The organism is Pseudomonas sp. GD04019, assembly GCF_029837695.1.
In the GTDB taxonomy this organism is placed as follows: domain Bacteria; phylum Pseudomonadota; class Gammaproteobacteria; order Pseudomonadales; family Pseudomonadaceae; genus Aquipseudomonas.
This window is the reverse complement of sequence record NZ_JAOEEA010000002.1, coordinates 159,871-182,542: the sequence shown is the minus strand read 5'-3', so window position 1 is coordinate 182,542 and position 22,672 is coordinate 159,871. Positions and strand designations below refer to the sequence as shown.

At 66.6% G+C, this 22,672-nt stretch carries 19 protein-coding genes, 1 other RNA gene and 1 pseudogene; 6 read left to right on the top strand and 15 right to left on the bottom strand.

The annotated features are described in order from the left end of the window. Positions 1 to 18 precede the first annotated feature (18 nt). Together N7607_RS03515 and N7607_RS03510 are read left to right on the top strand one after the other, a co-directional pair. Positions 19 to 294: a hypothetical protein gene (locus N7607_RS03515; RefSeq protein WP_279864400.1), complete on the top strand. Its 276-nt coding sequence runs from the start codon at positions 19 to 21 to the stop codon at positions 292 to 294. 76 nt (positions 295 to 370) lie between these two features. After that, the gene (locus tag N7607_RS03510) at positions 371 to 616 is read left to right on the top strand and encodes a hypothetical protein (RefSeq protein WP_279864402.1); all 246 of its coding nucleotides are present in this window, start codon (positions 371 to 373) and stop codon (positions 614 to 616) included. Here N7607_RS03510 and N7607_RS03505 read toward each other — a convergent pair whose 3' ends face one another. Next, positions 617 to 3,538, bottom strand: a complete 2,922-nt coding sequence (locus tag N7607_RS03505) for an ATP-binding protein (RefSeq protein WP_279864403.1) — start codon at positions 3,536 to 3,538, stop codon at positions 617 to 619. Between the two features lie 146 nt (positions 3,539 to 3,684). Between N7607_RS03505 and ssrA the strand changes: the two genes are divergently transcribed. Beyond that, positions 3,685 to 4,042, top strand: a transfer-messenger RNA (tmRNA) gene (gene ssrA / locus N7607_RS03500). Positions 4,043 to 4,947: 905 nt separating this feature from the next. Here the strand turns inward: ssrA and N7607_RS03495 are convergent. Both N7607_RS03495 and N7607_RS03490 read right to left on the bottom strand, forming a co-directional pair. Further along, positions 4,948 to 5,043, bottom strand: a pseudogene (locus tag N7607_RS03495) (integrase); the annotation flags it as partial. 183 nt (positions 5,044 to 5,226) lie between these two features. After that, on the bottom strand, positions 5,227 to 6,009 hold the full coding sequence (locus N7607_RS03490) for a MetQ/NlpA family ABC transporter substrate-binding protein (protein WP_279864404.1): 783 nt from the start codon (positions 6,007 to 6,009) through the stop codon (positions 5,227 to 5,229). 485 nt (positions 6,010 to 6,494) lie between these two features. Here N7607_RS03490 and N7607_RS03485 point away from each other — a divergent pair, with 485 nt between their 5' ends. Further along, positions 6,495 to 6,887 (top strand): GFA family protein, encoded by a 393-nt coding sequence (locus N7607_RS03485; protein WP_279864405.1) that lies wholly within the window; start codon positions 6,495 to 6,497, stop codon positions 6,885 to 6,887. An 89-nt stretch (positions 6,888 to 6,976) separates the two neighbouring features. Here N7607_RS03485 and N7607_RS03480 read toward each other — a convergent pair whose 3' ends face one another. From N7607_RS03480 to N7607_RS03460, 5 genes are all read right to left on the bottom strand, one after another. Further along, complete coding sequence (locus N7607_RS03480) at positions 6,977 to 9,337, bottom strand: DNA polymerase II (protein ID WP_279864406.1); 2,361 nt, start codon at positions 9,335 to 9,337, stop codon at positions 6,977 to 6,979. A gap of 60 nt (positions 9,338 to 9,397) precedes the next feature. Continuing rightward, positions 9,398 to 11,299, bottom strand: coding sequence for a potassium transporter Kup (locus N7607_RS03475; RefSeq protein WP_279864407.1), 1,902 nt, complete (start codon positions 11,297 to 11,299; stop codon positions 9,398 to 9,400). A 167-nt stretch (positions 11,300 to 11,466) separates the two neighbouring features. Next, on the bottom strand, positions 11,467 to 12,006 hold the full coding sequence (locus tag N7607_RS03470; RefSeq protein ID WP_279864408.1) for a methylated-DNA--[protein]-cysteine S-methyltransferase: 540 nt from the start codon (positions 12,004 to 12,006) through the stop codon (positions 11,467 to 11,469). A gap of 91 nt (positions 12,007 to 12,097) precedes the next feature. Then, complete coding sequence (locus N7607_RS03465; RefSeq protein ID WP_279864409.1) at positions 12,098 to 12,865, bottom strand: transporter substrate-binding domain-containing protein; 768 nt, start codon at positions 12,863 to 12,865, stop codon at positions 12,098 to 12,100. A gap of 51 nt (positions 12,866 to 12,916) precedes the next feature. After that, the gene (locus tag N7607_RS03460) at positions 12,917 to 13,750 is read right to left on the bottom strand and encodes an AraC family transcriptional regulator (RefSeq protein WP_279864410.1); all 834 of its coding nucleotides are present in this window, start codon (positions 13,748 to 13,750) and stop codon (positions 12,917 to 12,919) included. Between the two features lie 157 nt (positions 13,751 to 13,907). Between N7607_RS03460 and N7607_RS03455 the strand changes: the two genes are divergently transcribed. After that, entirely contained in the window at positions 13,908 to 15,635 is a 1,728-nt protein-coding gene (locus N7607_RS03455; RefSeq protein WP_279864563.1) for a S8/S53 family peptidase, read from the top strand. Positions 15,636 to 15,743: 108 nt separating this feature from the next. Here N7607_RS03455 and N7607_RS03450 read toward each other — a convergent pair whose 3' ends face one another. Both N7607_RS03450 and N7607_RS03445 read right to left on the bottom strand, forming a co-directional pair. After that, on the bottom strand, positions 15,744 to 15,926 hold the full coding sequence (locus N7607_RS03450) for a hypothetical protein (RefSeq protein ID WP_279864411.1): 183 nt from the start codon (positions 15,924 to 15,926) through the stop codon (positions 15,744 to 15,746). A 101-nt stretch (positions 15,927 to 16,027) separates the two neighbouring features. Continuing rightward, positions 16,028 to 16,444, bottom strand: coding sequence for a group II truncated hemoglobin (locus tag N7607_RS03445; RefSeq protein WP_279864412.1), 417 nt, complete (start codon positions 16,442 to 16,444; stop codon positions 16,028 to 16,030). A 221-nt stretch (positions 16,445 to 16,665) separates the two neighbouring features. Between N7607_RS03445 and N7607_RS03440 the strand changes: the two genes are divergently transcribed. After that, positions 16,666 to 18,456 carry a sensor domain-containing diguanylate cyclase gene (locus N7607_RS03440; RefSeq protein ID WP_279864413.1) on the top strand — a complete coding sequence of 597 codons (1,791 nt, stop codon included), beginning with the start codon at positions 16,666 to 16,668 and terminating at the stop codon, positions 18,454 to 18,456. Positions 18,457 to 18,488: 32 nt separating this feature from the next. Here N7607_RS03440 and N7607_RS03435 read toward each other — a convergent pair whose 3' ends face one another. Genes N7607_RS03435 through N7607_RS03415 form a run of 5 tightly spaced genes read right to left on the bottom strand, consistent with a single transcriptional unit; the run spans position 18,489 to position 22,664 of the window. Further along, positions 18,489 to 19,733, bottom strand: coding sequence for an EAL domain-containing response regulator (locus tag N7607_RS03435; RefSeq protein WP_279864414.1), 1,245 nt, complete (start codon positions 19,731 to 19,733; stop codon positions 18,489 to 18,491). Between the two features lie 16 nt (positions 19,734 to 19,749). Then, positions 19,750 to 20,814 (bottom strand): chemotaxis response regulator protein-glutamate methylesterase, encoded by a 1,065-nt coding sequence (locus tag N7607_RS03430; RefSeq protein ID WP_279864415.1) that lies wholly within the window; start codon positions 20,812 to 20,814, stop codon positions 19,750 to 19,752. Continuing rightward, a complete protein-coding gene (locus N7607_RS03425; RefSeq protein WP_279864416.1) occupies positions 20,811 to 21,317 on the bottom strand; it encodes a chemotaxis protein CheD in 507 nt (168 codons plus the stop codon). Before N7607_RS03425 ends, N7607_RS03430 begins: the two co-directional genes overlap by 4 nt. Then, positions 21,314 to 22,135, bottom strand: coding sequence for a protein-glutamate O-methyltransferase CheR (locus N7607_RS03420; protein ID WP_279864417.1), 822 nt, complete (start codon positions 22,133 to 22,135; stop codon positions 21,314 to 21,316). The genes N7607_RS03425 and N7607_RS03420 overlap by 4 nt, the downstream gene beginning before the upstream one ends. A gap of 22 nt (positions 22,136 to 22,157) precedes the next feature. Further along, complete coding sequence (locus N7607_RS03415; RefSeq protein ID WP_279864418.1) at positions 22,158 to 22,664, bottom strand: chemotaxis protein CheW; 507 nt, start codon at positions 22,662 to 22,664, stop codon at positions 22,158 to 22,160. Positions 22,665 to 22,672: the final 8 nt, after the last annotated feature.

Genomic DNA, 22,672 nt, shown 5'->3' with positions numbered 1-22,672 from the left:
TGAAGAGGAGAGACCTCGATGAAGCGTACTGCCCTGATTTTTGCCTGTGCCCTCGCCGCCTCGCCGGCGTTCGCCAATGACGATCTGTGCACCACCCACCTGCAGAAAGTCGACGACCACCTGGCCAGCCAGACCGCACTCGGCGCGGCGGCCAAGCAACAGGTCGACGATCTGCGCAAACAGGCCGTGCAGGCCCAGCAGGCTGGCGACTTGGAAGGCTGCGCCGGCTACGCCGGACAGGCCGTGACCCTGCTGGAAAAAACCGGCAAGGGTGACGGCGCCGCGTCCGAGTAACGGCTGGAGAGCCGGCGGCGCGGCGGACCTGGCGTCCGTCTCTATACTGAGTTCACCCATCCATGGAGGACTCACCATGCGCCGGCTCTTCCTGCTCTGCTCCACCCTGCTGTTCAGCACCTCGCTGTGGGCCATGCACTGTCCCCAGGACATGGCCAAGATCGACGAAATGCTCAAGACCGACCCGCCCGCCGATGCCGAAGTGCTCGCCGAAGTGCAGCGCCTGCGCGCAGAAGGCGAGCAGTTGCACAACTCCGGCAACCACACTGAGTCGGTCAAGGTGCTGGAGGAAGCGCTGAACCTGCTGCAGGCCAGCGAGTAGTCAGGCTTCCTGCCCGAGCAACGATAGCGCCATCTGGCGCAGCTGCTGCAGGTCCACCGGCTTCAGCAGACAGGCCTGCGCGCCCCTGGCGCGGGCTTCCGCCAACAGCTCCTCATCGGCCGCAGCGCTGACCACCAGTACCGGCACCTCGGCCAGGTGCGGCTCGCTGCGCATGTACTCCAGCACCTCCAGGCCACTGCCGTCGGGCAGGTCGAGGTCCAGCAACACCAGCGCCGGCGTCTGCTCGCCGAGCTGCAGCAGCGCGCGGCGCACCGAGCCCACACCACCGACCACCGCCATGTCGCGTAGCCCTTCCTGCAACACTCGCAGGCAGGCCGGGTGATCTTCCACGCAAAGCACCTGGGCCAGCACCTGACACGCGCGCGCCGCGGACGGCTGTTCGACAGCGCCATCGGGCTGCGGCTCGGCGGCGCTGGGCAGCTCGATCCAGAAACGGCTACCCAGACCAATGTCGCTGGTAAAGCCCATCTCGCCGCCCATCAGCTCCGCCAGCTCGCGACACAGGACCAGGCCGATGCCGGTGCCGGGAATGTTGGAGTTCTCCCGACCGAGACGCTGGAATGGCTGGAACAACTGCGCCTGCTGCTCGGCGCTAAGGCCCGGGCCGCTGTCGTCGACCCATAGGCGCACACCGCTGGCGCGCACCTCGTAGCCCATGCGGATCATGCCCTGCGGGCTGTTGTACTTGATCGCGTTGGACAGCAGATTGAGCAGCACCTGGCGCAAACGGCGCGGATCGGCCAGGACGAACAGCGGCGGATGCGCCTCGGCCAGCACCTGCAGCTGCAGGCGGCGCTGCTGTACCTCGGGCTGGATCAGCTCGGCGCAGCTGCGCAGCAGCGGGCCGATATCCACCGGTTGCAGCTGCAGTTGCTGCTGGCGGCTCTCGATGCTGGAGAGGTCGAGGATGTCGTCCACCAGCGAAGTCAGGTGCCGGCTGGCCAGCACGATCTCGCGGGCGTACTCGGCCTCCTGATTGCGCTCGGCATGGTCCTGGGCCTCCAGTTCGATCAGCTGGGCGAAGCCGTGGATGGCATTGAGCGGCGTGCGCAGCTCGTGGCTCATGCTGGACAGGAAGCGACTCTTCGCCTGGCTGGCGGCCTGGGCCTCGTGACTGGCGCGGCGCAGCTCCTCCTGCACCTGCTTGAGGCGGGTGATGTCGACGTGGGTGCCCGCCGCACGCACGGCGCGGCCCTGCTCGTCGCGCTCGATCACCTTGCCGCGGCTGAGCAGCCAGACGTAGCGACCCAGGCCATCGGCATAGCGATACTCGGCCTCGAAGAAGTCCTCGGCGCTGTCGTCGGCCATGCTCAGGCGCAGGTGGCGCACGCGCGGCAGGTCGTCCGGGTGCACGCGCTGGTTGAATTCGGCGAAAGGCATGCAGTCGCTGGGCAGGCCGAAACGCCGCACGAAGCGGTCGCTGATGCGGATGCTGAGGCTGTCCGCCTCCACTTCCCACAAGCTCTCGGTGGTGCTCTCCAGCACCAGCTCCAGGGTGCGCTGGGCACGCAGGCGGCTCTCCTCGCTGGCCTGCAACTGCTGGCCGGCGTGCTGCACCTCCACTGCCATCTCGGCCATCTCGGCGATCGAGGTCGGCGGCGCCGCCGGCTTGCGCTCGCCCACCGCCAGGCTGCGCATCATGCCGACGATGCCGGCGATGGGCTCGGCCAGCTCGTTGCTCAGGCGCCGTGAGCGCATCCACATCCAGGTACCGAACAGCAGGTAGAAGAACACCAGGCCGGCGATCAGCAGGTAGCCGATGATCTGGTATTGCTCGGCCAGGCGGTTGGTCTCGCTGAAGATGTTCGCCTCGTCCACCACCAGCAGCAAGCGCCAGCCGGTCTGCGGAATCTCGCTCCAGGCCATCAGCTGGCCACGGCCGCCGAGCTGTACCTCGACCACGCCGTGGTGCCGGGTGGCCATGGCCTCCAGCAACGGGCGCAGCCCGGGCTGACGATCCAGCTTGAAGTCGGCCGGCTTGAGCACCTCGCGGCTGACCGCCTCGGCGTAGGAGTAGCTGGTCAGCTCGCGCAGGCCGAAATCCTTCTCGCCCGCCGTGGGCAGCGCCATGATCGCGTTGTCGCTGCCCACCAGCAGCGCATAACCCTGCCAGGGCACCTGTAGATTGCCGATCTCGGCCAGCATCTGCCCGACCGTCACGTCCAGGCCGGCGACGCCTTCGAGGAAGTTGTCGCGATAGACCGGGGCGATGGCCGACATCATCCAGCCCTGACCGGCCGGATCGAGGTAGACCTCGGTCCACACGGTACTGCGCTTGGGGTTGTGCTCGGCGTTAGCCAGGTAATAGAAGTTGTACTGCGGAATGACCATGTCGTGCGGGTACTGCTGCAGCACATCGAAGTACGGGTAGATGCGGTTGTAGCTGTCCCAGGTATTGAAGTAGACCGCCGCCACCAGCGGATCGGCCTGGCGGATCGAGCGCATCAGCGGGTCCACCCGCGATAGGCGCAGCGCCTTGTCGCGGTCCTGCCTGGCCGGTGGCGTAGCGGCGGAATAGAACGAGGCGGCGCGGCCGTCGTCACTGCCGCTGTAGAACACGCCGCTCGGCGCGCTGGCGTGACGCTTGCGCTCCAGCTCGTCCGGGGCGAAGCGGTGGTCGCTCAGGGCCTCGGTCACCGCGTCGCGGTAGATGCCGACCTGGGCCTCGATGGCGCGCAGGCGACTGTCGATCACCTGCCCTTCGCGGCGCACGGCGCTGTCCAAATCCTGCAGCGCGCTGCTCTGCAGATAACCGACCTGGGATTCGCGGATGGATTCGTTGGTATAGAGATAGACGGCGATCAGCACCGACTCCACCAGTACCAGGGGAATCAGCGCACTCTGCAGGAACGCCCGCCAGATCCAGCGGCGCAAAGGCTTGAGTGGTGGTGCGAGCGGCATCCGTCGCTCCTCGAATTCTAATCTGAAGAGAATGGCACAAGACCGCCGAACGGCCAGTGCCTGCCGGGGATTGTACTGGCAGTTCGATGGTCGACGCTGATGAACCTTTGCCGTACACTGCGCGTCCAACCTCGCAAGACCGTTCTGGGGCCGATTAGGATTCGACGCCGGTAGCAAAACTTGAGGGGCATGCCGAGTAGGTGACAGTTCTCGTAAATCCGCTGCCACAACTTTATAGTTGCCAACGACGACAACTACGCTCTAGCCGCCTAAGTGCCGCTAGCTGACCCTAGGGGATGCCTGTAAACCCGACGATTAGGTCAGTCAGATAGAACAGGATCGCCGCCAAGCTCGCTGCAGGTGTAACGGCTAAAACTTATGCAGCTCGCTCCAAGCGCCCTGCCACTCGGGCCGCGCGGAGTTAACTCAGTAGAGATGGCTAAGCATGTAGAACCGATAGCGGAGAGCTGGCGGACGGGGGTTCAAATCCCCCCGGCTCCACCAATTCAGAACAGCAGAAGCCCCTGATTTTCCTAGTGAAACTCGGGGGCTTTTGCGTAGCAGGACATAGGAATGTCCCCAAAATGTCACACGCGAATATGGACATAGAAGTGACAGAGCCCTTGCCATATACAGTGGACTTCTACTCCGGCGACCCTAGAGAGCCGGAGTACCGAAATGGGCTTCAGGTCTACAGTGCGGCTTACCGAGAAGGCGAGCTTTCTCTTATCTTCAAGCTAGTCGTTACCCGGCTAGGTGACTCACAAGAAATAGAGTGGCGGCTAGAAGCCCCCGCCAATACCAGAAAAGCTCTCGGCTCTCGATGGCCAGAGCGGGCAGTGATCTTCGAGAGAGTCGCCCAGCACATAAGTGGCGTAGAACAGCCTGACGACACCTGGGCTTGGTTCACTAACACCAGCAGCAGACGCTTAGGGCAGCTGTCAGTTGATGAGTCGAAGATTCCAGGCTGGTTTTCGACCAAGCTAGAGCAAGCTGATAAATGGCTTCAGCCTGTTCAGCGCTTTTTCCCGAGAAGGAACGTTCTGCTCCTATGGACTCTGGGTTGTATTGCAGCCTACCTAGCTCAAAGCAGTAGCGCTCCTTGGCTACCGCTGATGCTACAGCCCTCTATGCTAGTCACCACAGGGCTGATGACATTCATCCTGCTCATTCGAGATGCCATGAACACATACTCTCTAATGAGAATGACCTGGCAGCTCCAACTGCGGAACAAGTCCTATCCAGCCCCACGCCTTGCAGCCCTCAAGTCTCTAAGAAAAGTCTTTGGCTTCAGGTACTCAGTATCTGCAGCTGGCGCAGTCCTATTCATTTTCCTTGGCGTGCGATGAGCATAGATATGCTCCTGCTGACGGACTAAGCCTCACCGCCTCCGCCAGATGCTACGGAATCTAATGCGCATAGCGTATGGTCATGGCCAAGCTGGAGTGACCCAGGATTTTCTGCAGGGTGAGGATGTTCCCTCCCTGCAGCATGAAGTGGCTGGCGGCCCTGGGGGCTGCGATCTCACTCAGCTGCATGGACCAAGATACTCCCTCTCCTCCCCTCCATATCCCACAAAAAACAACGCCGACCAGCTTGCGCGGGTCGGCGTCAAAAGGAGAAGGCAGTTCAGCCTTCACCACCGTGGTTTACGGTGGGCAGCAGCGACACAAAAGAAAGGACCGCACTTAGAACGCGGGGACTACGGCCCCCGAATAGCGCTTCTCGATAAAGGCCTTCACTTCCGGGCTGGTCAGGGCTGCGGAGAGTTTCTTGATGGCGTCGCTGCTCTGGTTGTCCGGGCGGGACACCAGGTAGTTCACGTAAGGCGAGTCGCTGCCCTCGATGACCAGCGCGTCCTTGCCCGGGTTGAGCTTGGCTTCCAGGGCGTAGTTGGTGTTGATCAGGGCCAGGTCGACCTGGTCCAGCACGCGCGGCAGGATGGCCGCTTCTAGCTCCTTGAACTTGAACTGGTGCGGGTTTTCGGCGATGTCCTTGGGCGAGGCCAGGGCGTTGCTCGGGTCCTTGAGCTTGAGCAGGCCGGCCTTCTGCAGCAGGAGCAGGGCACGGCCGCCGTTGCTGCCCTCGTTGGGGATGGCGATGGTCGCGCCTTTCGGCAGATCGGCCAGCGACTTGTACTTCAGCGAGTAGCCGCCGAAGGGCTCCACGTGCACACCCTTGACGATCACTAGATCGGTGCCGCGGTCGTGGTTGAAGGTGTCCAGGTAGGGCTTGGTCTGGAAGTAGTTGGCGTCCAGTTGTTTCTGGCTCACCTGCAGGTTGGGTTGCACGTAGTCGGTGAAGACTTTGACGTCCAGGTCGACGCCTTCCTTGGCCAGCTGCGGCTTGATCAGCTCGAGGATTTCCGCGTGGGGCACGGGCGTGGCGGCAACGCTGAGCTTCTCTCCGGCATGCGCCAGAGTGGCTGAAAGGGCAGCCGCCAGAGCGGTCAACAGCAAGGTCTTCTTCATGTCCATGATCTCGATTCAGGCGCCGCGGCTGGATCTTCAGCCGTCGGACAGGTGGGCTTTGGTCCCAGCGGGTAGGCCGGGTGGAGTGACAGTAGGGATTTTTCTTATTCCTTAAAAATATTGTTTAATTATTTTTATATTCCAATATTAAATAACAGAAGCACATCCCAATCGCTTGTCCTGGAGCAGGCCTGCGGCACTCAGAGCTACAGAGGCGCGATCGAAGGACATGTCGGCCAGCCGTGATGCCTGTCTATTTGTGCGAAGGCCTGGTCCAACGGCTGCAGGGCCTGGATGCAAATGCCAGGGCCCGCGGCCATCTGCCCTGTAGCACTCGAGCAGGCGCGACGGAGCGGGTCTCCGACTTGGGCGGGCAACGGACAGCGGCGACGGCCTGAACGGGCCTGCTTCCCGCCCAGCATCGCTTGCCGGTATTCAGCTGCTAACGTCACCCAACGACAAACGATTAGCAGAGGAGATGCGCCATGCAACGATTCACCGGCGGCTGCCTGTGCGGCAACGTGCGCCTGGAGGCCTCGGGGCGCCCTTACCGAGTCGGCCTGTGCCATTGCCTGGACTGCCGCAAGCACCACGGCGCGCTGTTCCACGCCTCGGCGATATTTCCCGAGGAAGCGGTAAGCATCAGCGGCGAGACGCGTGACTACGCCGGGCGGCACTTCTGCCCGCGCTGCGGCTCCTCGGTGTTCGCCCGCAGCGCCGACGAGATCGAAGTGAACCTGGGCTCGCTGGACGCCCCCGACCAGCTGCAGCCGACCTACGAGAGCTGGACCCTCCGCCGCGAAGCCTGGCTGCCGGCATTCCCGCTCGGCAGACATTACGCACGCGACCGCGAGGGCACTGGACGCCAAGAGGAATAGCCGAGCGCCAGCGCGGTCTTCACCCACCTGCCCTCGCCTCGATGCCTACCGCCAGGCCCTGGCCAGCGGCGATCTGCCGCCAGCTAGCCTCAGAACAGCCCCAGCTGCGGATTGACCAGGCGCGCGAAATCATCGCCCACGAACGGCAGGATGGCGTCGGCAATCGGCTGCAGCTGGCGCGTCAGGTAGTGCTCGTAGTCGATGGCGGCGGCGCGGGTCTCCAGCGGCTCGGGCCCGGCCACGGTGATCAGGTAGCTGATTGAGCCGCCGCGCTGGTACTGGCGCGGGCGGCCCAGGCGGTCGTTGTACTCGTCGGCCAGGCGCGCGGCGCGCACATGCGGCGGCACGTTGCGCTCGTAGTCGCCGAGCTTGCGGCGCAGGCGCTTGCGGTAGATCAGCAGCTCATCCAGCTCGCCGGCCAGGGTGCGCCGCACATAGTCGCGGATGTACTCCTGATGCGGCTTGCGTTCGAAGATCAGGCGGTACAGCTCCTGCTGGAAGCGCTGGGCCAGCGGCGACCAGTCGGTGCGCACCGTCTCCAGGCCCTTGAACACCATTTCCTCGCTGCCATCGGCGCGCCGCACCAGGCCGGCGTAGCGCTTCTTGCTGCCCTCATCCGCGCCGCGCACGGTGGGCATCAGGAAGCGTCGGTAGTGGCTCTCGTACTGCAGCTCCAGCGCGCTCTCCAGGCCCATCTCCGCACGCAGGTGCTCGCGCCACCACTGGTTGACCCGCGCCACCAGCGCGCGGCCGATACGCGCCGCATCCTCCTCGGCATGCTCGTGGCCGAGCCAGACGAAGGTGGAATCGGTGTCGCCGTAGATTACCCGGTAGCCCTCGGCCTCGATCAGCTCGCGGGTGCGCTTCATGATGGCGTGGCCGCGCAGGGTGATGGACGAGGCCAAGCGGGTGTCGAAGAAGCGGCAGCCGCTGGAGCCGAGCACGCCGTAGAAGGCATTCATGATGATCTTCAACGCCTGCGACAACGCCGCGTTGCCCTCGCGCTTGGCCGCCTCGCGCCCCTGCCAGACCCGCTCGACGATGGCCGGCAGGCAGTGACGGGTACGCGAGAAGCGCGCGCCACGAAAACCCTCCACCGAGTGCTCGTCGTCTGGCTGGCGCAGGCCCTCGATCAGGCCCACCGGGTCGATCAGGAAGGTGCGGATGATCGACGGGTACAGGCTCTTGTAGTCCAGCACCAGCACCGACTCGTACAGCCCCGGGCGCGAATCCATGACGAAGCCGCCGGGGCTGGCCTGGGGCATCTTCTCGCCCAGATTCGGCGCGACGAAGCCCATGCGGTGCATCGCCGGCAGGTACAGGTGGGTGAAGGCCGCCACCGAGCCGCCGCTGCGGTCGGCCGGCAGGCCGGTGGTGGCCGCGCGTTCGAGGAGGAAGTCGATTAGCCGGGTGTGGGCGAAGATGCGCGTGACCAGCTCGCAGTCCTTGAGGTTGTAGCGGGCCAGGGCCGGCTGGTCCTCGGCGAACATGCGGTTGATCTCGTCCATGCGCTGGTACGGCGTATCGATCGCCTTGCCCTCGCCGAGCAGCGTCTGCGCTACATTCTCCAGGCTGAACGAGGGGAAGCTCCAGGTGGCCGAGCGCAGCGCCTCGATGCCGTCGATGATCAGCCGGCCAGGCGCCGCCGCGAAGAAATGGTTGTGGCTGGCGTGCTCGCGCCACTCCATCGTCTCGCCGCCTCGACCGAACAGCAGCGGCACCTGCAACTCGGTGGAGTGGCGCTGCAGCACACGCAGGTCGAACTGCACCAGGTTCCAGCCGATGATGGCGTCCGGGTCGTGCGTAGCCAGCCAGGCGTTGAGGCGGTGCAGCAGCTCGGCGCGGCTGCTGCAGTAGGTCAGGTCGAAGTCCACCTCGGTAGCGACTTCCGGCCGCTCGCCGAGCATATACACCTGGCGCTGGCCGCAGCCCTCGATGGCGATGGAGTACAGCTCGCCACGCTCGCTGGTCTCGATGTCCAGGGAGGCCAGGCGCAGCTGCGGGCGATAACTCTCGTCCGGCTTCAGCCGCGCGTCGAGCAGCGTGCCGTCCTCGCCCGGCGTGCCGGCGAAACTCACTGGCGCGGTGATGAAGCGCTCCATCAGGAAGCGCTCGGGCGGGCGGATATCGGCCTCGTAGACGTCGACGCCGGCCTTGCGCAGCTGCTTGTCGAGCTTGATCAGCTGGCGGTGCGAGCGGCAGTACAGGCCGAGCATCGGCCGCTGGCGAAAGTCGCGCAGGCCCAGCGGGCGCAGCTCCACGTCGCGCTCGCCGCGCAGCTGCGCCTCGGCGCGCTCGCGCTGCACCTCGGGGATGAAGGCCACCGAGGGCTGGGGTGGCAGGCGCACCCGGCGCGGGCCGGCGTCGCTGGCCAGCCAGAATTCGACCTCGGTGCCGGCCGGCGTGTCGCGCCAGTGCCGGGTCAGGACGAAGCCTTGCTGTAGATCCACGCCCTTGCCTCGGAAAGTTGCTCTAGCCGGCATTCTACCGGGCGCAACGCCGCTCCGGGCTCAGATCTCCACTTGGGTGCCCAGCTCGATCACCCGGTTAACCGGCAGCTGGAAGTAGCTCATGCTGCTGTTGGCGTTCTTCTGCAGGAAGGCGAACAGGCGCTCGCGCCAGGGCGCCATGCCGAAGCGCTTGGTCGGGATCACCGTCTCGCGGCTGAGGAAATAGGTGGTGCGCATCGGCGAGAAATCCAGCTGGTCCAGATGACACAGGCGCAGCGCCTCCGGCACGTTGGGCTCTTCCATGAAGCCGAAGTGCAGGATCACCCGGAAGAAGCCGTCGCCATAGGCCGTCACTTCGAAGCGCCGCTCCGGCGCCAGGCGCGGCTCGTCCTCGCTGACCACCGTGAGCATCACCACCTGCTCGTGCAGCACCTGGTTGTGCAGCAGGTTGTGCAGCAGCGCGTGGGGCACGGCGTCCGGCCGGGCGCTGAGGAAGATCGCGGTGCCGGCGACCCGGTGCGGCGGCTGCAGGCGAATGCTGTCGAGGAAGGCCGGCAGCGGCAGGGCCGTCTCGTCCAGGCGGGCGAACAGCATCTGCTTGCCGCGCTTCCAGGTGGTCATCAGCAGGAACAGGGCGATGCCGGCCACCACCGGGAAGGCGCCGCCTTGGAAGACTTTCGGCACGTTGGCACTGAAGAACAGGCTATCTACCAAAAGCAAGCCAAGCAGCAGCGGGATGGCCAGCCAGCGCGGCGTGCGCCACAGCAGGAGCATCACGGCCGCGACCAGCAGGGTGTCGATCAGCATGGTGGTGGTCACCGCCACGCCATAGGCGGCGGCCAGCGCACCGGAGGAGCCGAAGCCGATCACCAGCAGCACCACGGCGACCATCAGCGCCCAGTTGACCACGCCGACGTAGATCTGCCCCTGGGCCGCGCTGGAGGTGTGCTGCACCTGCATGCGCGGGATGTAGCCGAGCTGCATGGCCTGCTGGCTGAGGGAGAAGGCGCCGGAGATCACCGCCTGGGAGGCGATGATGGTGGCCAGGGTGGCCAGACCGATCATCGGCAGCAGCGCCCAGGACGGCGCCAGCAGGTAGAAGGGGTTGCGCGCCGCCTCGGGGTTCTCCAGCAGCAGAGCGCCCTGGCCGAAGTAGTTGAGCACCAGCCCCGGCAGCACTAGCGAAAACCAGGCGCGGGCGATGGGCTTGCGGCCGAAGTGGCCCATGTCGGCATACAGCGCCTCGGCACCGGTCAGCGCCAGCACCACGGCGCCGAGGATGGTCACGCCGATGCCCGGATGGGCGATGAAGAAGTTCACTGCCCACCAGGGATTGAGCGCCTGCAGCACCTCGGGGCGCTGGACGATGCCGTGGATGCCGAGCACGCCGAGGACCAGGAACCACAGCACCATCACCGGGCCGAAGAGGATGCCGATGCGCGCCGTGCCGTGCTTCTGGATCAGGAACAGGCCGATCAGAAGGATCACCGTGACCGGCACCACCCAGTGGCTCATGCCCGGCAGCGCCACCTCCAGCCCCTCCACCGCGGAGAGCACCGAGATGGCCGGGGTGATCATGCTGTCGCCGTAGAACAGCGCGGTGCCGAACAGGCCGAGCAGCACCAGCACGCCACTCAGCCGTGGATGCGCGGCGGTGGCGCGGCGGGCCAGGGCGGTGAGCGCCATCACCCCGCCCTCGCCGCCGTTGTCGGCACGCAGCATGAACAGCACGTACTTGAGCGAGACCACCCAGAGCAGCGACCAGAGGATCAGCGAGAGGATGCCCAGCACGCCGTCGTGATCGACCCGCACGCCGTAGTGGCCGGCGAAGACTTCCTTGAGGGTGTACAGCGGGCTGGTGCCGATGTCGCCGTAGACCACGCCGATGGCGGCCACCAGCAGGCCGAAGGATGACGATTTGCTACGGGAAACCCCGTCCAACTCCGCGATGCTGGAACTCAACGACGCACCTCAGGGAAAGAGTGGCGGCGGACGCCGCACTTGAGACTGTGGGCATGCGCGAAGGCAAACCGCCCAGCACACCACCCTGACGCGTCAATTCTCGCCTGGCGGCCAGGGCCTGGCCGTTAAGAATGCGTAAAGAATCCTGCGGCGCCTACCGGAAACGCCTACAGCAGCGACTGCTGGCGCGCCGGGGTGAGCACGCCTTCCAGCTCCAGCAATGCCTGCTTGCGGTGCAGGCCGCCGGCATAGCCGGTGAGGCTGCCGTTGGCGCCGATGATGCGGTGGCAGGGCACGATGATGGCGATGGGGTTGACCGCATTGGCGCGGCCCACGGCGCGTGCCGAGGTGTTGCGATCCAGCTTCAGGGCCAGGGCGCCGTAGGTCATGGTGGTGCCGTAGGGCACCTGGCGCAGGTGCTTCCAGGCCTCGTGGAGGAAGGCGTTGCCCATTGGTGCCAGGGCCAGTTCGAACTCGCGGCGGTGGCCGGCGAAGTATTCGTCCAGCTGGAGCGCCACTGGCGCCACCAGCGCGGCTTCGCGCTGCAGCTGGTAGCCACGCCAGATCACCGGCTCGTGCACCTCGTCGTCGAGAAATTCCAGGCGCTGCAGGGCGCCCTGGGCGTCCACCAGGGCGATCATCACGCCGAGCGGGGTGTCGATCAGGTCGCCGCGTACCAGGGTCGGCGTCAGTCCGTTGCTGCGCAAGCTGTCCATCGTTGCATGTCTCGCCGGGTGGGCCTGCGACTATCGCGCCACTCGCCACGGCGGGCAAGTCGTGCCAAGCGGCCAGCACCGCTCAGAGTTCGTACTTGTCTTTCAGCGCCTGCACCGCCTGCTGCTCGCGCAGCAGGAAGGCATCGAAACGCTGGATCAGCTGCGGATGGCGGATGCTCGACAGGTGGTAGTAGCTGTCGCGCAGCGGCAACAGGACCGGCTCCGGCACGAGGCTGTCCGGCCGGCCCAGGCGCTTGAGGTGGAAGTGCGCCACCTGGCGCGCCATGTTGGCGGCGTCGATATAGCCAGCCAGGGTCATGCGGATCAGCCCCTCGGGGTTGGGCGACTCGTGGATGCTGACGCGGCCGGCGGCGATGTCGTCCTGGAATTTCCACGGAGTGAAGCCGCGCACGAAGCCCAGCTTGCGGAAGCTCTCGCGCGGCTGGCCGAGGCGCCTGGGCAGCACCAGCATGGCGTCCTGGAATTGCAGCACCGGTTGCGAATAGCGGATGCTGGCCGGCTTGTGCTGGGCCTCCCAGCGCGGGTTGTCGGGGAACACCAGGTCCAGCTGGCCGGCGCGGTAGGCGTGCGACAGCCGGCGCACCGGCAGCGCCACGTAGGTCAGGCGCAGGTTCTCGCGGGCGGCGAACAGGTCCAGCAGGTCACGGGCGTAGCCGCGGTAGTGGTTGTCCGGCGGCACGGCCGAGTAGATCGGGTAGTAGTCCACCTCCTCCACACCCACGCGGTACTCCTGCACGGGCGTGGCGGCGCCGGCCATCTGCCAGGCCAGGACGGCGCACAGCAAGGCGGCGAGGCGAACCAAGCACGGGGATTGAAACGGGTTGGGCATCTGCAGACATCGTCATCAGCAATGTCTGCAGTGTAGGCCGGCTCGCCCCGATCAGTCGCGCAGCGGCACCCAGATATCCACGTGCCCCTTGCCGGCCATGGGGTCGAAATCGGCGCTGTAGCGCTCGAACTCCGGCGCATCCGCGGCCTGCAGCCCGGAGGCCGGCAGCCAGCGTTGGAAGATTGCGGCGAAGGTCTCGTGGATGCTGGAGATATGCCCCGCGTGGCGGAACACCGCGTAGCGCCGCGCGGGCAGGCGCTGGTGGGTGAAGCCTGGTGGCAGCTCGTCGCTGCGGCTGACCCGCACCCCGGCGATGTACTCGAAGCTGCCGTCCTCGTCCGGGTTGCAGCACAGGCCGAAGGTCTCCCAGCCCTGCTGGCCCGGCACCTGGCCGATATAGGGCACGAAGCGTTGCCACAGCGCGCTGATGCCTTGGGACTTGTCGACGCTGAAGCGCTCGCCAAGCCCGGCGATCAGCAGCTCCTCGCCGTGTTCGAAGCGCGGCTCGGCGAGTGGATAAGTGCTGGTGGGTTGCATGCGCATGGCCTCCCTCAGTTCGATGCCATCCAGTTGGCCGCTCGCCCGCAGCGCTTCCGGCGTGATGCCGAACTGCTCGCGGAACGCGCGGGTGAATGCCTCGTGGGAGCCATAGCCCGCCTCCAGGGCCAGGCCGAGAATGTCCTGGGCGCCCTCGGCCAGCCGCCGCGCCGCCCGGCTCAGCCGCCGCGCGCGGGCGTAGCGCATCACCGGCCAGCCGGTAGCGAGCACGAAGGCCCGCGCCATGGCGAAACGCGACAAGCCGCAGGCGTCGGCGATGTCCTGCAGATCCAGGCGTCCGTCGAGATCGGTCTCGATCAGCCAGAGGGCCTTGCCGATGGGGTCCATGCTCGCTCCTCACGTTGCGCCGGCAGTATCGGCGGCCAGTATGCCCGGCGCTTGATCGTTCTTGCGCGCTGTGACAGGGGATGAACGCGACAGACGCAGCGCGGGTCTAGTGCCAGACAGCCACTCGGAGATCACCACCGTGTTCGCCCGCGCCACCCTGCTCGCCCTGTTGTCCGCCGCCCCGCTGCTGCATGCCGCAGAGCCGCTGCGCATTACCCAGCTGCAACGCTGCGGCGATCTGCTGCAGCAGGACGCCAGCCAGTATTGCCTGCGCACGCGCGGGCTGGCCGAAGGCGAGCTGCGCGTGCAGCTGGGCGACACACCGCTGGCAGCCGAGCGGGTCCAGCGTGACGGCCCGACCCTGCGCCTGGACCTGCCCAAAGGCCCCAGCGCCCCGCTGTGGCTGCAGCAGGGCGAACGGCGCAGCAACCCGGTGTGGTTGTCACGCGGCAGAAGCCAGGTGGTGGCGGCCGGTCCGGATGAAGTGGCGAAGAATATGGACGGCCTGACCACTTACCTGGACCTGGTCAGCCTGCTGATCGAGGAGAAGCACGACGGCCGCGAGGAAGCCGAGCGCCTGGCCCAGCGCTACGGCGCCCAGGTGGTCGGTGGCATCCCGCCGCTGAATGTCTACCAGCTGCGCCTGCCGGCCAAGGACCTGATCCAGCGCGATGCGCTGATCCTGCGCCTGGGCAGCGAGGCCAGCGTGGACGCGGTAATAGTCGAGGAATCGGCCCCGGAGAAAGGCGAGGAAAGCGAGCGCAACAAGGTGCCGGAACAACCAAGTGACGACGAGTGGGCGGCCAACCGCTTCGCCGACGCGGTGAATTACTACCGCCGGCGCATCCCCGCCAAGCAGGCGCCGGTCGCGACCAAACCGGTGCGCATCGGTGTGATCGAACGCAACATCGACTTCGACGCGGCGGACTTCGCCGACCAGCTCGGCGGCTGCCAGCCAGACAAGCGCACCTGCCTATACGCTCGCGACGCGGACCAGCCGGACAACCACGGCAGCACGGTAGCCGGCATCCTCGCCGCCCATCCCGCGCGCGGCGGCAACAGCGGCTTCCTGCGCGCCCTGGACGATGCCGGGCCGGGCTTCGAGGTCATCGTCGAGCGCAACTCCGATGCCGGCATCACCGCCAACGTGGCCGCCTCGGTCAACCTGGTCGAGGACGGCGCGCGAGTGCTCAACTGGAGCTGGGGCATCCACCGGGTCGGGGCGAAGAACCTCAAGGGCGACGAGGTCGATTCGCTGGTCCGTTCGGGCCTGGCCATGAGTGGTTACGAGGAGCTGCTGGAAGAGTTCTTCCTGTGGCTGCGCCGCGAGCACCCGGACGTCGTAGTGATCAACTCGGCCGGCAACGGCGCGGCCTTCTCCGGTACCGACGAGTACCGTCTGCCCTCCTCCTTCATCACCGACCAGTTGCTGGTGGTCGGCGGCCACCAGCGCAGCCAGAAAAAGGACGTGGCGGTGGACGACCCCGACTACGTGATCAAGCGCAGCTCGTCGAACATCGACATGCGTGTGGACATCACCGCCTCGGCCTGCACCCGTGCCTCGACCCTGCGCGATGGGGAGCGTGGCGACGTGCATTGCGGTACTTCCTACGCCACGCCGATGGTGGCCGGCGTGGTGGCGACCATGCTGTCGATCAACCCCGAGTTGCAGCCGGACCAGCTGCGCATGCTGCTGCGGCGCAGCGCCATGACCATCGGTGGCGATTACGACTTCGAACCGATGGACGCCGAGGACCTGACCGCGCCGATTCTGCCGTCCGAGCGCAACTACCAGCTGGACGACAAGGACGTGGGCCGCTCCGCGCGCCTGGACATGCAGAAGGCCCTGGACCTGGCGGTGCAGAGCCGCGAGCGGGTGCGCTGAGCGCAGACTAAAAAGAGCCCGCCGGAGCGGGGCGGGCAAGGGGAATAAACGGGCAGCCGGGGCTGCCTAAAGCGCCTTGTCGGCGCTGGAGCATTCGCTGTCAGGGGATCAGTGCAGCTGCAGTCGGCGCTCGACACGACGCTTGGCGTCACGGGCCAGGTCGGGCGACACATAGGGGCCGAGATGCTGTTCGCCATCGACCACCACGTACCAGCAGGCCAGGTGGCCACTGCTGCGTAGGGGCGCCGGAACGGCGCTGCCGACCATGGACATGATGTCGATGCGGGGCATCTGCTGATCTCCTCTGAACGTGTGACCACTCTAGGCGGGCGCACGTTCAGGCGGAAATCGCTGCTCTCGATAGAGGCTATGCGCGCTGCCGATGGCGCGGGTTACCCGGAATGCCGCGCACCACTGGCCTGGACAATGCGCCGGGCCGGCACGCGCAGCTGGGTCAGCAGGTACTCGGCAAATTCGGGAGCATAGTTCTGCCGCTCGATGGCGCGAGCCATGCAGGTCAGCCAGGCCTCGGCCTGCTCCTCGCCGATCGGCCACTGGGCATGGAAGCTGGGAATGGCGATGGGCCCGTACTTCTCGCCGAACAGCTTGGGGCCGCCGAGCCAGCCGCTGAGAAAGCAGGCCAGCTTGTCGCGCGCCGCGTCCAGGTTCTGCGGGTGCATGGCACGCACCTCAGCGGCCTGCGGCAGCTCGTCCATGCAGCGGTAGAAGTCATCGACCAGCCGGCGCAGGCCGTTGATACCACCGGCCGCCTGGTAGGAGGCGTCGCCGACGCCGTAGGTCTGGTTCATCCCGCGCATCCTCGGAGAAAAGTGGGCATTGTACGCCGCACGGCGGGCAGTCCCCCGGGCCGCGGACGGTCCATCCGACTAGTGCAAATTACCTAGCGTCTATCTAGGTAGTTCCCATCATTCAGGTGGCACCGGGGGCCGCGTAGGATGCCGGTGTACAAATTACAACCAGGCCCCGCCCGCCCTGGCGACGACGCGGCCACGCCAAGACAGAAATCCGCATGCTCAGCCTGACCGCCCTGCTGCGCCAGTCGCCTTCGCTGCGCCGCATCCTGCTGCTGCCGTACATCCTGCTGGTGCTGAGCCTGGCCCTGGTGATCGGCCTGCTGTCCTATCAGTCCGGCAGCCGGGCGGTGGAAGGCGTGGCCAGCCGCCTGCTGCAGCGCACCGTGCAGAGCATCGGCCAGGTGGTGGACCACCATCTGAGCGGCTCGGCCGCCGTGCTGGAGGCGGCCTTTCCCAGCGACATGCCCACCCCGAGCGATCTGCGCGGCCAGCACCAGGCACTGACCGAGCGGCTGTGGGTCGCCACCTCGCTGCATCCCGATCCGAACTTCTACGTCTACTACGGCAACCGCTTCGGCCAGACCTTCGGCCTAATGCGCCGATCGCCCCACGAGGCCGAGCTGCGCATCCGCCTGAGCCCCACCGAGCCGCGCAGCATCTATCACCTGTCGCGCCTGGGCGGCGAGCCGGAGCTAATCCGCCTCGAGGACACCCTGTTCGACCCGCGCCAGCGCCCCTGGTACCAGGCCGGCCTGCAGACCAGCGCGCACACCTGGACCAAGGTCTACATCGACTATGTGACCGAGGAACTGGTGGTCACCCGTGCCCGCAGCACCCACTCCGCCAACGGCCAGTTCGAGGGAGTGGTGGCCACCGACATCTTCCTGCGCATGCTCAACTCCTTCGTCAGCAACCTGGACGTGGGCCAGAACGGCCTGGCCTTCATCATCGAGCCGGACGGCTCGCTGGTGGCCTCCTCGCGCGGCTCCAACGTCACCGTCGACCGTCATATCGGCCCCCAGCGGCTGAACGCCGAGGCCGATCCCGACCCGCTGATCCGCGACATCTATGCCGAGCTGCGTCGCCACCTGAACCCGGCCGCCCGCTCCACGCCGCACGGCAATAGCTTCCACGTCGAGACCAGCGGCGGCGAGACCCTCCACGTGGCCTTCGAATGGATCCGCGACGAGGCCGGCCTGGCCTGGATCACCGTGGCCGCGATACCGCGCAGCGACCTGCTGGGCGACGTGCGCGGCAACGCCGTGAGCACGGCGCTGATCGCCGCCGTGGCGGTGGCGCTGACCTTGCTGCTGGGCATCTACATCGGCAACTGGGTGGTGCGCGACATCACCCGCCTGTCCCAGGCCGCCAGCGAGATCGGCAACGGCCGCCTGAGCATGCAGCTGGACATCGATCGGCGCGACGAGATCGGCCAGCTGGCGCGGGCCGTGGAGAGCATGCACGAGGAGCTGAGCACCGACCGCCTCACCGGCTTATGCAGCCGCTCGGCCCTGCTGCGCCAGCTGGAATACTCCATCGCCCGGCACCAGCGCAGCGCATTGGGCACGCCCGGCTTCGCCCTGCTGTTCATCGACCTCAACCGCTTCAAGGCGATCAACGACAGCTATGGCCACGACGCCGGCGACCTGACGCTGATCGAGGTGGCCGAGCGCCTGCGCGACGTCGTGCGCCTGGGCGATCTGGTGGCGCGCCTGGGCGGCGACGAGTTCGTCATGGTGCTGTGGCGGGTCGACGACGAGACGATCGCCCAGCGCGTCGCGGAGAAGATCGAGCAGGCCCTGCGCCGGCCACTGCGGCGCATCGAGCGCTTCGCCGGCGCGACCCAGGTGACGGTGGGCGCGGCCGTGGGCATGGCCCTGTACCCGCAGCACGGGCGCGATGTCGAGAGCCTGCTCAGCCACGCCGACCGCAGCATGTACCGGGACAAGCGCGAGGGTCGCGAACGGGAAAGCGCCGAGCAGCTGGACGCCCTGTCGGATCAGTAGCGCAGCGCCCGCACCAGCGCGCGGGCAGTGGCTCAGGGCGTGGGCTGGCCAGCCGCGCTGCCGAGCAGCTCGATGCGCTCGCGGTTGGAGCGCCACCAGGGCAGCATCGCCTCGCCGGGCATGGGCTTGGCCAGGAAGTAACCCTGGGCCTCACCGCAACCCAGGCTGCGCAGCAGCTGCCAGTCCTCGCGCGTCTCCACCCCTTCGGCGACCACGCCCAGGTTGAGCTTGCGCGCGATATCCAGCGCGCTTTCCAGGAGGATGCGCAGGTGCAGGCTCTGGCTCGCGCCGTTGACGAAGGCGCGGTCGACCTTGAGCTCCGAGCAGGGCACGCGGGACAGCTGCAGCATGCAGGAGAAGCCGGTGCCGTAGTCGTCCACCGACAGACCGAACCCCTTCAGACGCAGGCGCGCCAGGGTGCCGAGGGTGGTGCCGAGGTCGGTCATGATCGCGCTCTCGGTGATCTCCAGGATCACGTGGCGCGGGGCGATGCCGCTGGCGGCGACCCGGTCGATGATCGCATCGGCCAGGCGCGAGTCGGCCAGCGAGCGGGCCGAGACGTTCAGCGAGAAGCTCAGGGCCAATCCGGCGTCGTGCCACTGGCGGCAGTGGTGCAGGGACATGTCGAGCATCTGCAGGGTCATCTCGGAGATGAACTGGCTGCGCTCGATCAGCTCGATGAAGCGCCCCGGCGGCAACAGGCCGTGCTCGGGGTGCTGCCAGCGGATCAGCGCCTCGACGCCCTTGAGGGTGCCGTCGCGCAGGGTCACCTTGGGCTGGAAGTAGGCGACGAACTCGCGGTTCTCCAATGCCCGCTGCACATCGCGCTCGTCCAGGTACGGGCCCTGCTCCTGGGGCTCGTCGCTCTCCACCCGCAGCTGCACGGCGGAGAAGCGGCTCAGGCTGCCCATCAGCTGCTCGCGCAGCAGCGGCTTCTGCAGCACGCCGAGCAGGCGCAGGCCGAGGCTCTTGCCCATGCTCTCGACCACGTTGAGCAGCACGCTCTCGCGGGCACTGGCGACTATCACCGCCGGGTCCAGGCTCAGGCGCGCCATCTCGTGCAGCACCTGCACGCCGTCCATGCCGGGCATTTCCAGGTCGAGGATGATCGCCTCGATCTGCGAATTGGTCTTCAGCTGGGCGATGGCATCGATGCCGTCCACCGCCTGCAACACATCGTCGATGCCCATGTCGCTACAGAGCTCGACCATGAACTGGCGCTGCACCTCGCTGTCGTCGACCACCAGCAGATGCTGGGGCAGTCTGTTCGGCACCATCAATTCTCACTCCAACTCATCGCCAGCTCAGCAGCACGGCGGGGATTTCATCCAGAGAAACCATCTGATCGACGCCACCCAGCTTGATCGCCTCCTTCGGCATGCCGAAGACCACGCAGCTTTCTTCGTCTTGAGCATAGGTGCGCCCGCCGGCTTCGTGCAGTTCCTTGAGGCCGCGGGCGCCGTCGTCACCCATGCCGGTCATGATCACCGCCAGGGCGTTACGCCCGGCGTGCACGGCGGCCGAGCGGAACAGCACGTCCACCGAGGGGCGATGGCGGCTGACCAACGGACCGTCCTTGACCTCCACCACGTACTGCGCACCGCTGCGGCGGATCAGCATGTGGCGACCGCCGGGGGCGATCAGCGCCCGTCCGGGCAGCATGCGGTCGCCGTCCTGGGCCTCGCGCACCTCGACGGCACACAGCGAGTCGAGGCGTTCGGCGAAGCTGCGGGTAAACTTCTCCGGCATGTGTTGGACAATCGCAATCGGCGGGGCGTTTACCGGCAGTCGGCAGAGCACTTCTTCCAGGGCCTGGGTGCCGCCGGTGGAAGTGCCGAGCAGGACGATCTTCTCGGTGGTCAGCTGGTTGCGCAGGCCATTGCTGGGCAGATCGAGCAAGGCATCGGCGCTGAGCTTCTGTTCAGGCTTGAGGGTGACCGGCGCGGCCGCCTTGACCCGCGCCCGCGCGGCCGTGCGGATGGCACCAACCAGCTCCTGGGCGCTGTCATGCAGAAAGTCGCGCAACCCGGCCGTGGGCTTCTGGATCACCTCCACGGCGCCGGCGGAAAGGGCCTGCAGGGTGATATCGGCGCCCTTCTCGGTCAGCGTCGAGCAGATCACCACCGGCGTCGGCCGGGTGCTCATGATCTGGCGCAGGAAGGTGATGCCGTCCATGCGCGGCATCTCCACGTCGAGCAGGATCACATCCGGCCACGTCCCGCGTTGCATCTTCTGCAGGGCCAGCACCGGGTCCATGGCCGTACCGATCACCTCGATGTCGCGGTGGGTGGCCAGCAGCTGCTGCATCACCTCGCGCATCACCGCGGAGTCGTCGACGATCATCACTTTGATACTCATCGCACCATCTCCTTGGGCGAGTCGATGCTCAGTGCCGCACCACGCCTCACCCAGACTTCGCCCGTGGCCAGGTCGAAGCGTACGAAGCGGCAGCCTTCGCCACCCAGGTCACGGCCGACCACACGCATGCCGGCCTCGCTCATCAAGTTTTCCACGCAGGCGATGTTCTGCCCGCCGATATCGCTGGTGGCGCGCGACACCGGATTGGTCAGGCTGCGCGCGCCGCCGAACAGCTTGACCTCGGCATCCTCCAGGCGCAGGGCGTGTACCCGCGCCTGCTGCTTGAGCCAGACCCAGGCCTCGCCGGCGTAGCGGCCGTCGAGGTTGCGCGCATGCTCCACCACCTGGCGCTTGCCGGGCAGCTGGAAGTGGCACATGCCGCCCTTGCGTGCCTCGGGGAACCACAGGGCGATGGCCACGCACGGCCCGAGCAGGGTCTCCACCCACAGCTCGCCGCCGCCGAAGTACAGGCCGCCCGGGTTGAGGAACTGCTTGCGGCTCATCGCTCGGCCTTGCGATAGATGGACGAGGTCACCAGCTGCAGCGGCAGGTTGGTGTCGTGCAGCGCCTCGGAGTGGCCGACCATCAGCCAGCCGCCGGGCTTGAGGCGGTCGACCACGTTCTTCAGCACCTGCTGCTTGGTCGTCACGTCGAAGTAGATCAGCACGTTGCGCAGCAGGATCAGGTCGAACATGCCCAGTTCCGGGCTGGGCTGGGTCAGGTTGCCGGGGCGGAACTCGACCCGCTCGCGCAGGTTGCGCTCCACCAGGAAGTGCCCCTCGTAGCGGTCGCGGCCACGCAGGCAGTAGCGCTTGAGGTAGTGCTGGGGAATCCGCTCGCCGCGCGCCATCACGTACAGGCCGCGGCGCGCGCTGGCCAGCACCTGCTGGCTGATGTCGGTGGCGACGATGCTCCACGGCCGCTGCGGGCGACCGTGATCGAGCAGCATGGCCAGGGTGTAGGCCTCCTCGCCAGTGGAACTGGCGGCGCTCCAGGCGCGGAACTCGGCCTGGTTGGCCAGGGCCGGGAGGATCTTCTGCTGCAGGTAGTCGAAGTGCTTGGGCTCGCGAAAGAAATAGGTCTCGTGGGTGGTGATCAGGTCGATCGCCACCTCCATCTCGGCCTCGCCGGCCGGCGAGACCAGGTGCTGGTAATACTGCTGGTAGCTGCCCATGCGCAGGGCGCTGAGGCGCTTGGCCAGGCGTCCGCAGATCAGCGGCTTCTTCACCGGCAGCAGCTGGATGCCGACGCGCTCGTAGAACAGCCGCTGCAGCTGGCGGAACTCCGCCTCGCTCAGCTCGATATCCAGGCCACTGCTCATTGCCACTCTGCCATCCGCCATGTCACGCGCCTGTGTGCTGCAGGGAATCCGCCAGCTCCGCCAGTTCATCGAACGACAGCACGTGGGGGATATCGAGGACGATGACGAAGCGCTCGCCCTGTTTGAGGATGCCGGCGATGAAGTCGGTGCGGATCTGCGCGCCGAAGGTCGGCCGTTGCTCCAGTTGCTGCGGTTCGACCGCCAGCACCTCGCTCACCGCATCGACCATCACGCCGAGCAGCTGCAGCCCCTCCTCCCGCTCCACCTCGACGATGACGATGCAGGTGCGCTTGGCGATGGCGGTGCGCTCGCGGCCGAAACGCACCGACAGGTCGATCACCGGCACCACGGCGCCGCGCAGGTTGATCACCCCGCGCAGGAAGGCCGGCATCAGCGGGATCTCGGTGAGGCCGGAGAACTCGATGATCTCGCGGATGTTCTCGATGGGCAGGGCGAACAGTTCCTCACCCAGGATCAGGGTGAGGAACTGCTGGGTCAGCGGTGCTTCCTGGGCAATCACATGGCTCATGACGGCTT

What these genes read in the sequence shown, in the direction of transcription:
- N7607_RS03490 (WP_279864404.1), bottom strand. Translation starts at nt 6,009, where the DNA reads ATGAAGAAGACCTTGCTGTTGACCGCTCTGGCGGCTGCCCTTTCAGCC.
- N7607_RS03420 (WP_279864417.1), bottom strand. Translation starts at nt 22,135, where the DNA reads ATGAGCAGTGGCCTGGATATCGAGCTGAGCGAGGCGGAGTTCCGCCAG.
- N7607_RS03460 (WP_279864410.1), bottom strand. Translation starts at nt 13,750, where the DNA reads ATGGACCCCATCGGCAAGGCCCTCTGGCTGATCGAGACCGATCTCGAC.
- N7607_RS03440 (WP_279864413.1), top strand. Translation starts at nt 16,666, where the DNA reads ATGCTCAGCCTGACCGCCCTGCTGCGCCAGTCGCCTTCGCTGCGCCGC.
- N7607_RS03430 (WP_279864415.1), bottom strand. Translation starts at nt 20,814, where the DNA reads ATGAGTATCAAAGTGATGATCGTCGACGACTCCGCGGTGATGCGCGAG.
- N7607_RS03425 (WP_279864416.1), bottom strand. Translation starts at nt 21,317, where the DNA reads ATGAGCCGCAAGCAGTTCCTCAACCCGGGCGGCCTGTACTTCGGCGGC.
- N7607_RS03435 (WP_279864414.1), bottom strand. Translation starts at nt 19,733, where the DNA reads ATGGTGCCGAACAGACTGCCCCAGCATCTGCTGGTGGTCGACGACAGC.
- N7607_RS03485 (WP_279864405.1), top strand. Translation starts at nt 6,495, where the DNA reads ATGCAACGATTCACCGGCGGCTGCCTGTGCGGCAACGTGCGCCTGGAG.
- N7607_RS03505 (WP_279864403.1), bottom strand. Translation starts at nt 3,538, where the DNA reads ATGCCGCTCGCACCACCACTCAAGCCTTTGCGCCGCTGGATCTGGCGG.
- N7607_RS03465 (WP_279864409.1), bottom strand. Translation starts at nt 12,865, where the DNA reads ATGCCCAACCCGTTTCAATCCCCGTGCTTGGTTCGCCTCGCCGCCTTG.
- N7607_RS03445 (WP_279864412.1), bottom strand. Translation starts at nt 16,444, where the DNA reads ATGAACCAGACCTACGGCGTCGGCGACGCCTCCTACCAGGCGGCCGGT.
- N7607_RS03510 (WP_279864402.1), top strand. Translation starts at nt 371, where the DNA reads ATGCGCCGGCTCTTCCTGCTCTGCTCCACCCTGCTGTTCAGCACCTCG.
- N7607_RS03450 (WP_279864411.1), bottom strand. Translation starts at nt 15,926, where the DNA reads ATGCCCCGCATCGACATCATGTCCATGGTCGGCAGCGCCGTTCCGGCG.
- N7607_RS03515 (WP_279864400.1), top strand. Translation starts at nt 19, where the DNA reads ATGAAGCGTACTGCCCTGATTTTTGCCTGTGCCCTCGCCGCCTCGCCG.
- N7607_RS03415 (WP_279864418.1), bottom strand. Translation starts at nt 22,664, where the DNA reads ATGAGCCATGTGATTGCCCAGGAAGCACCGCTGACCCAGCAGTTCCTC.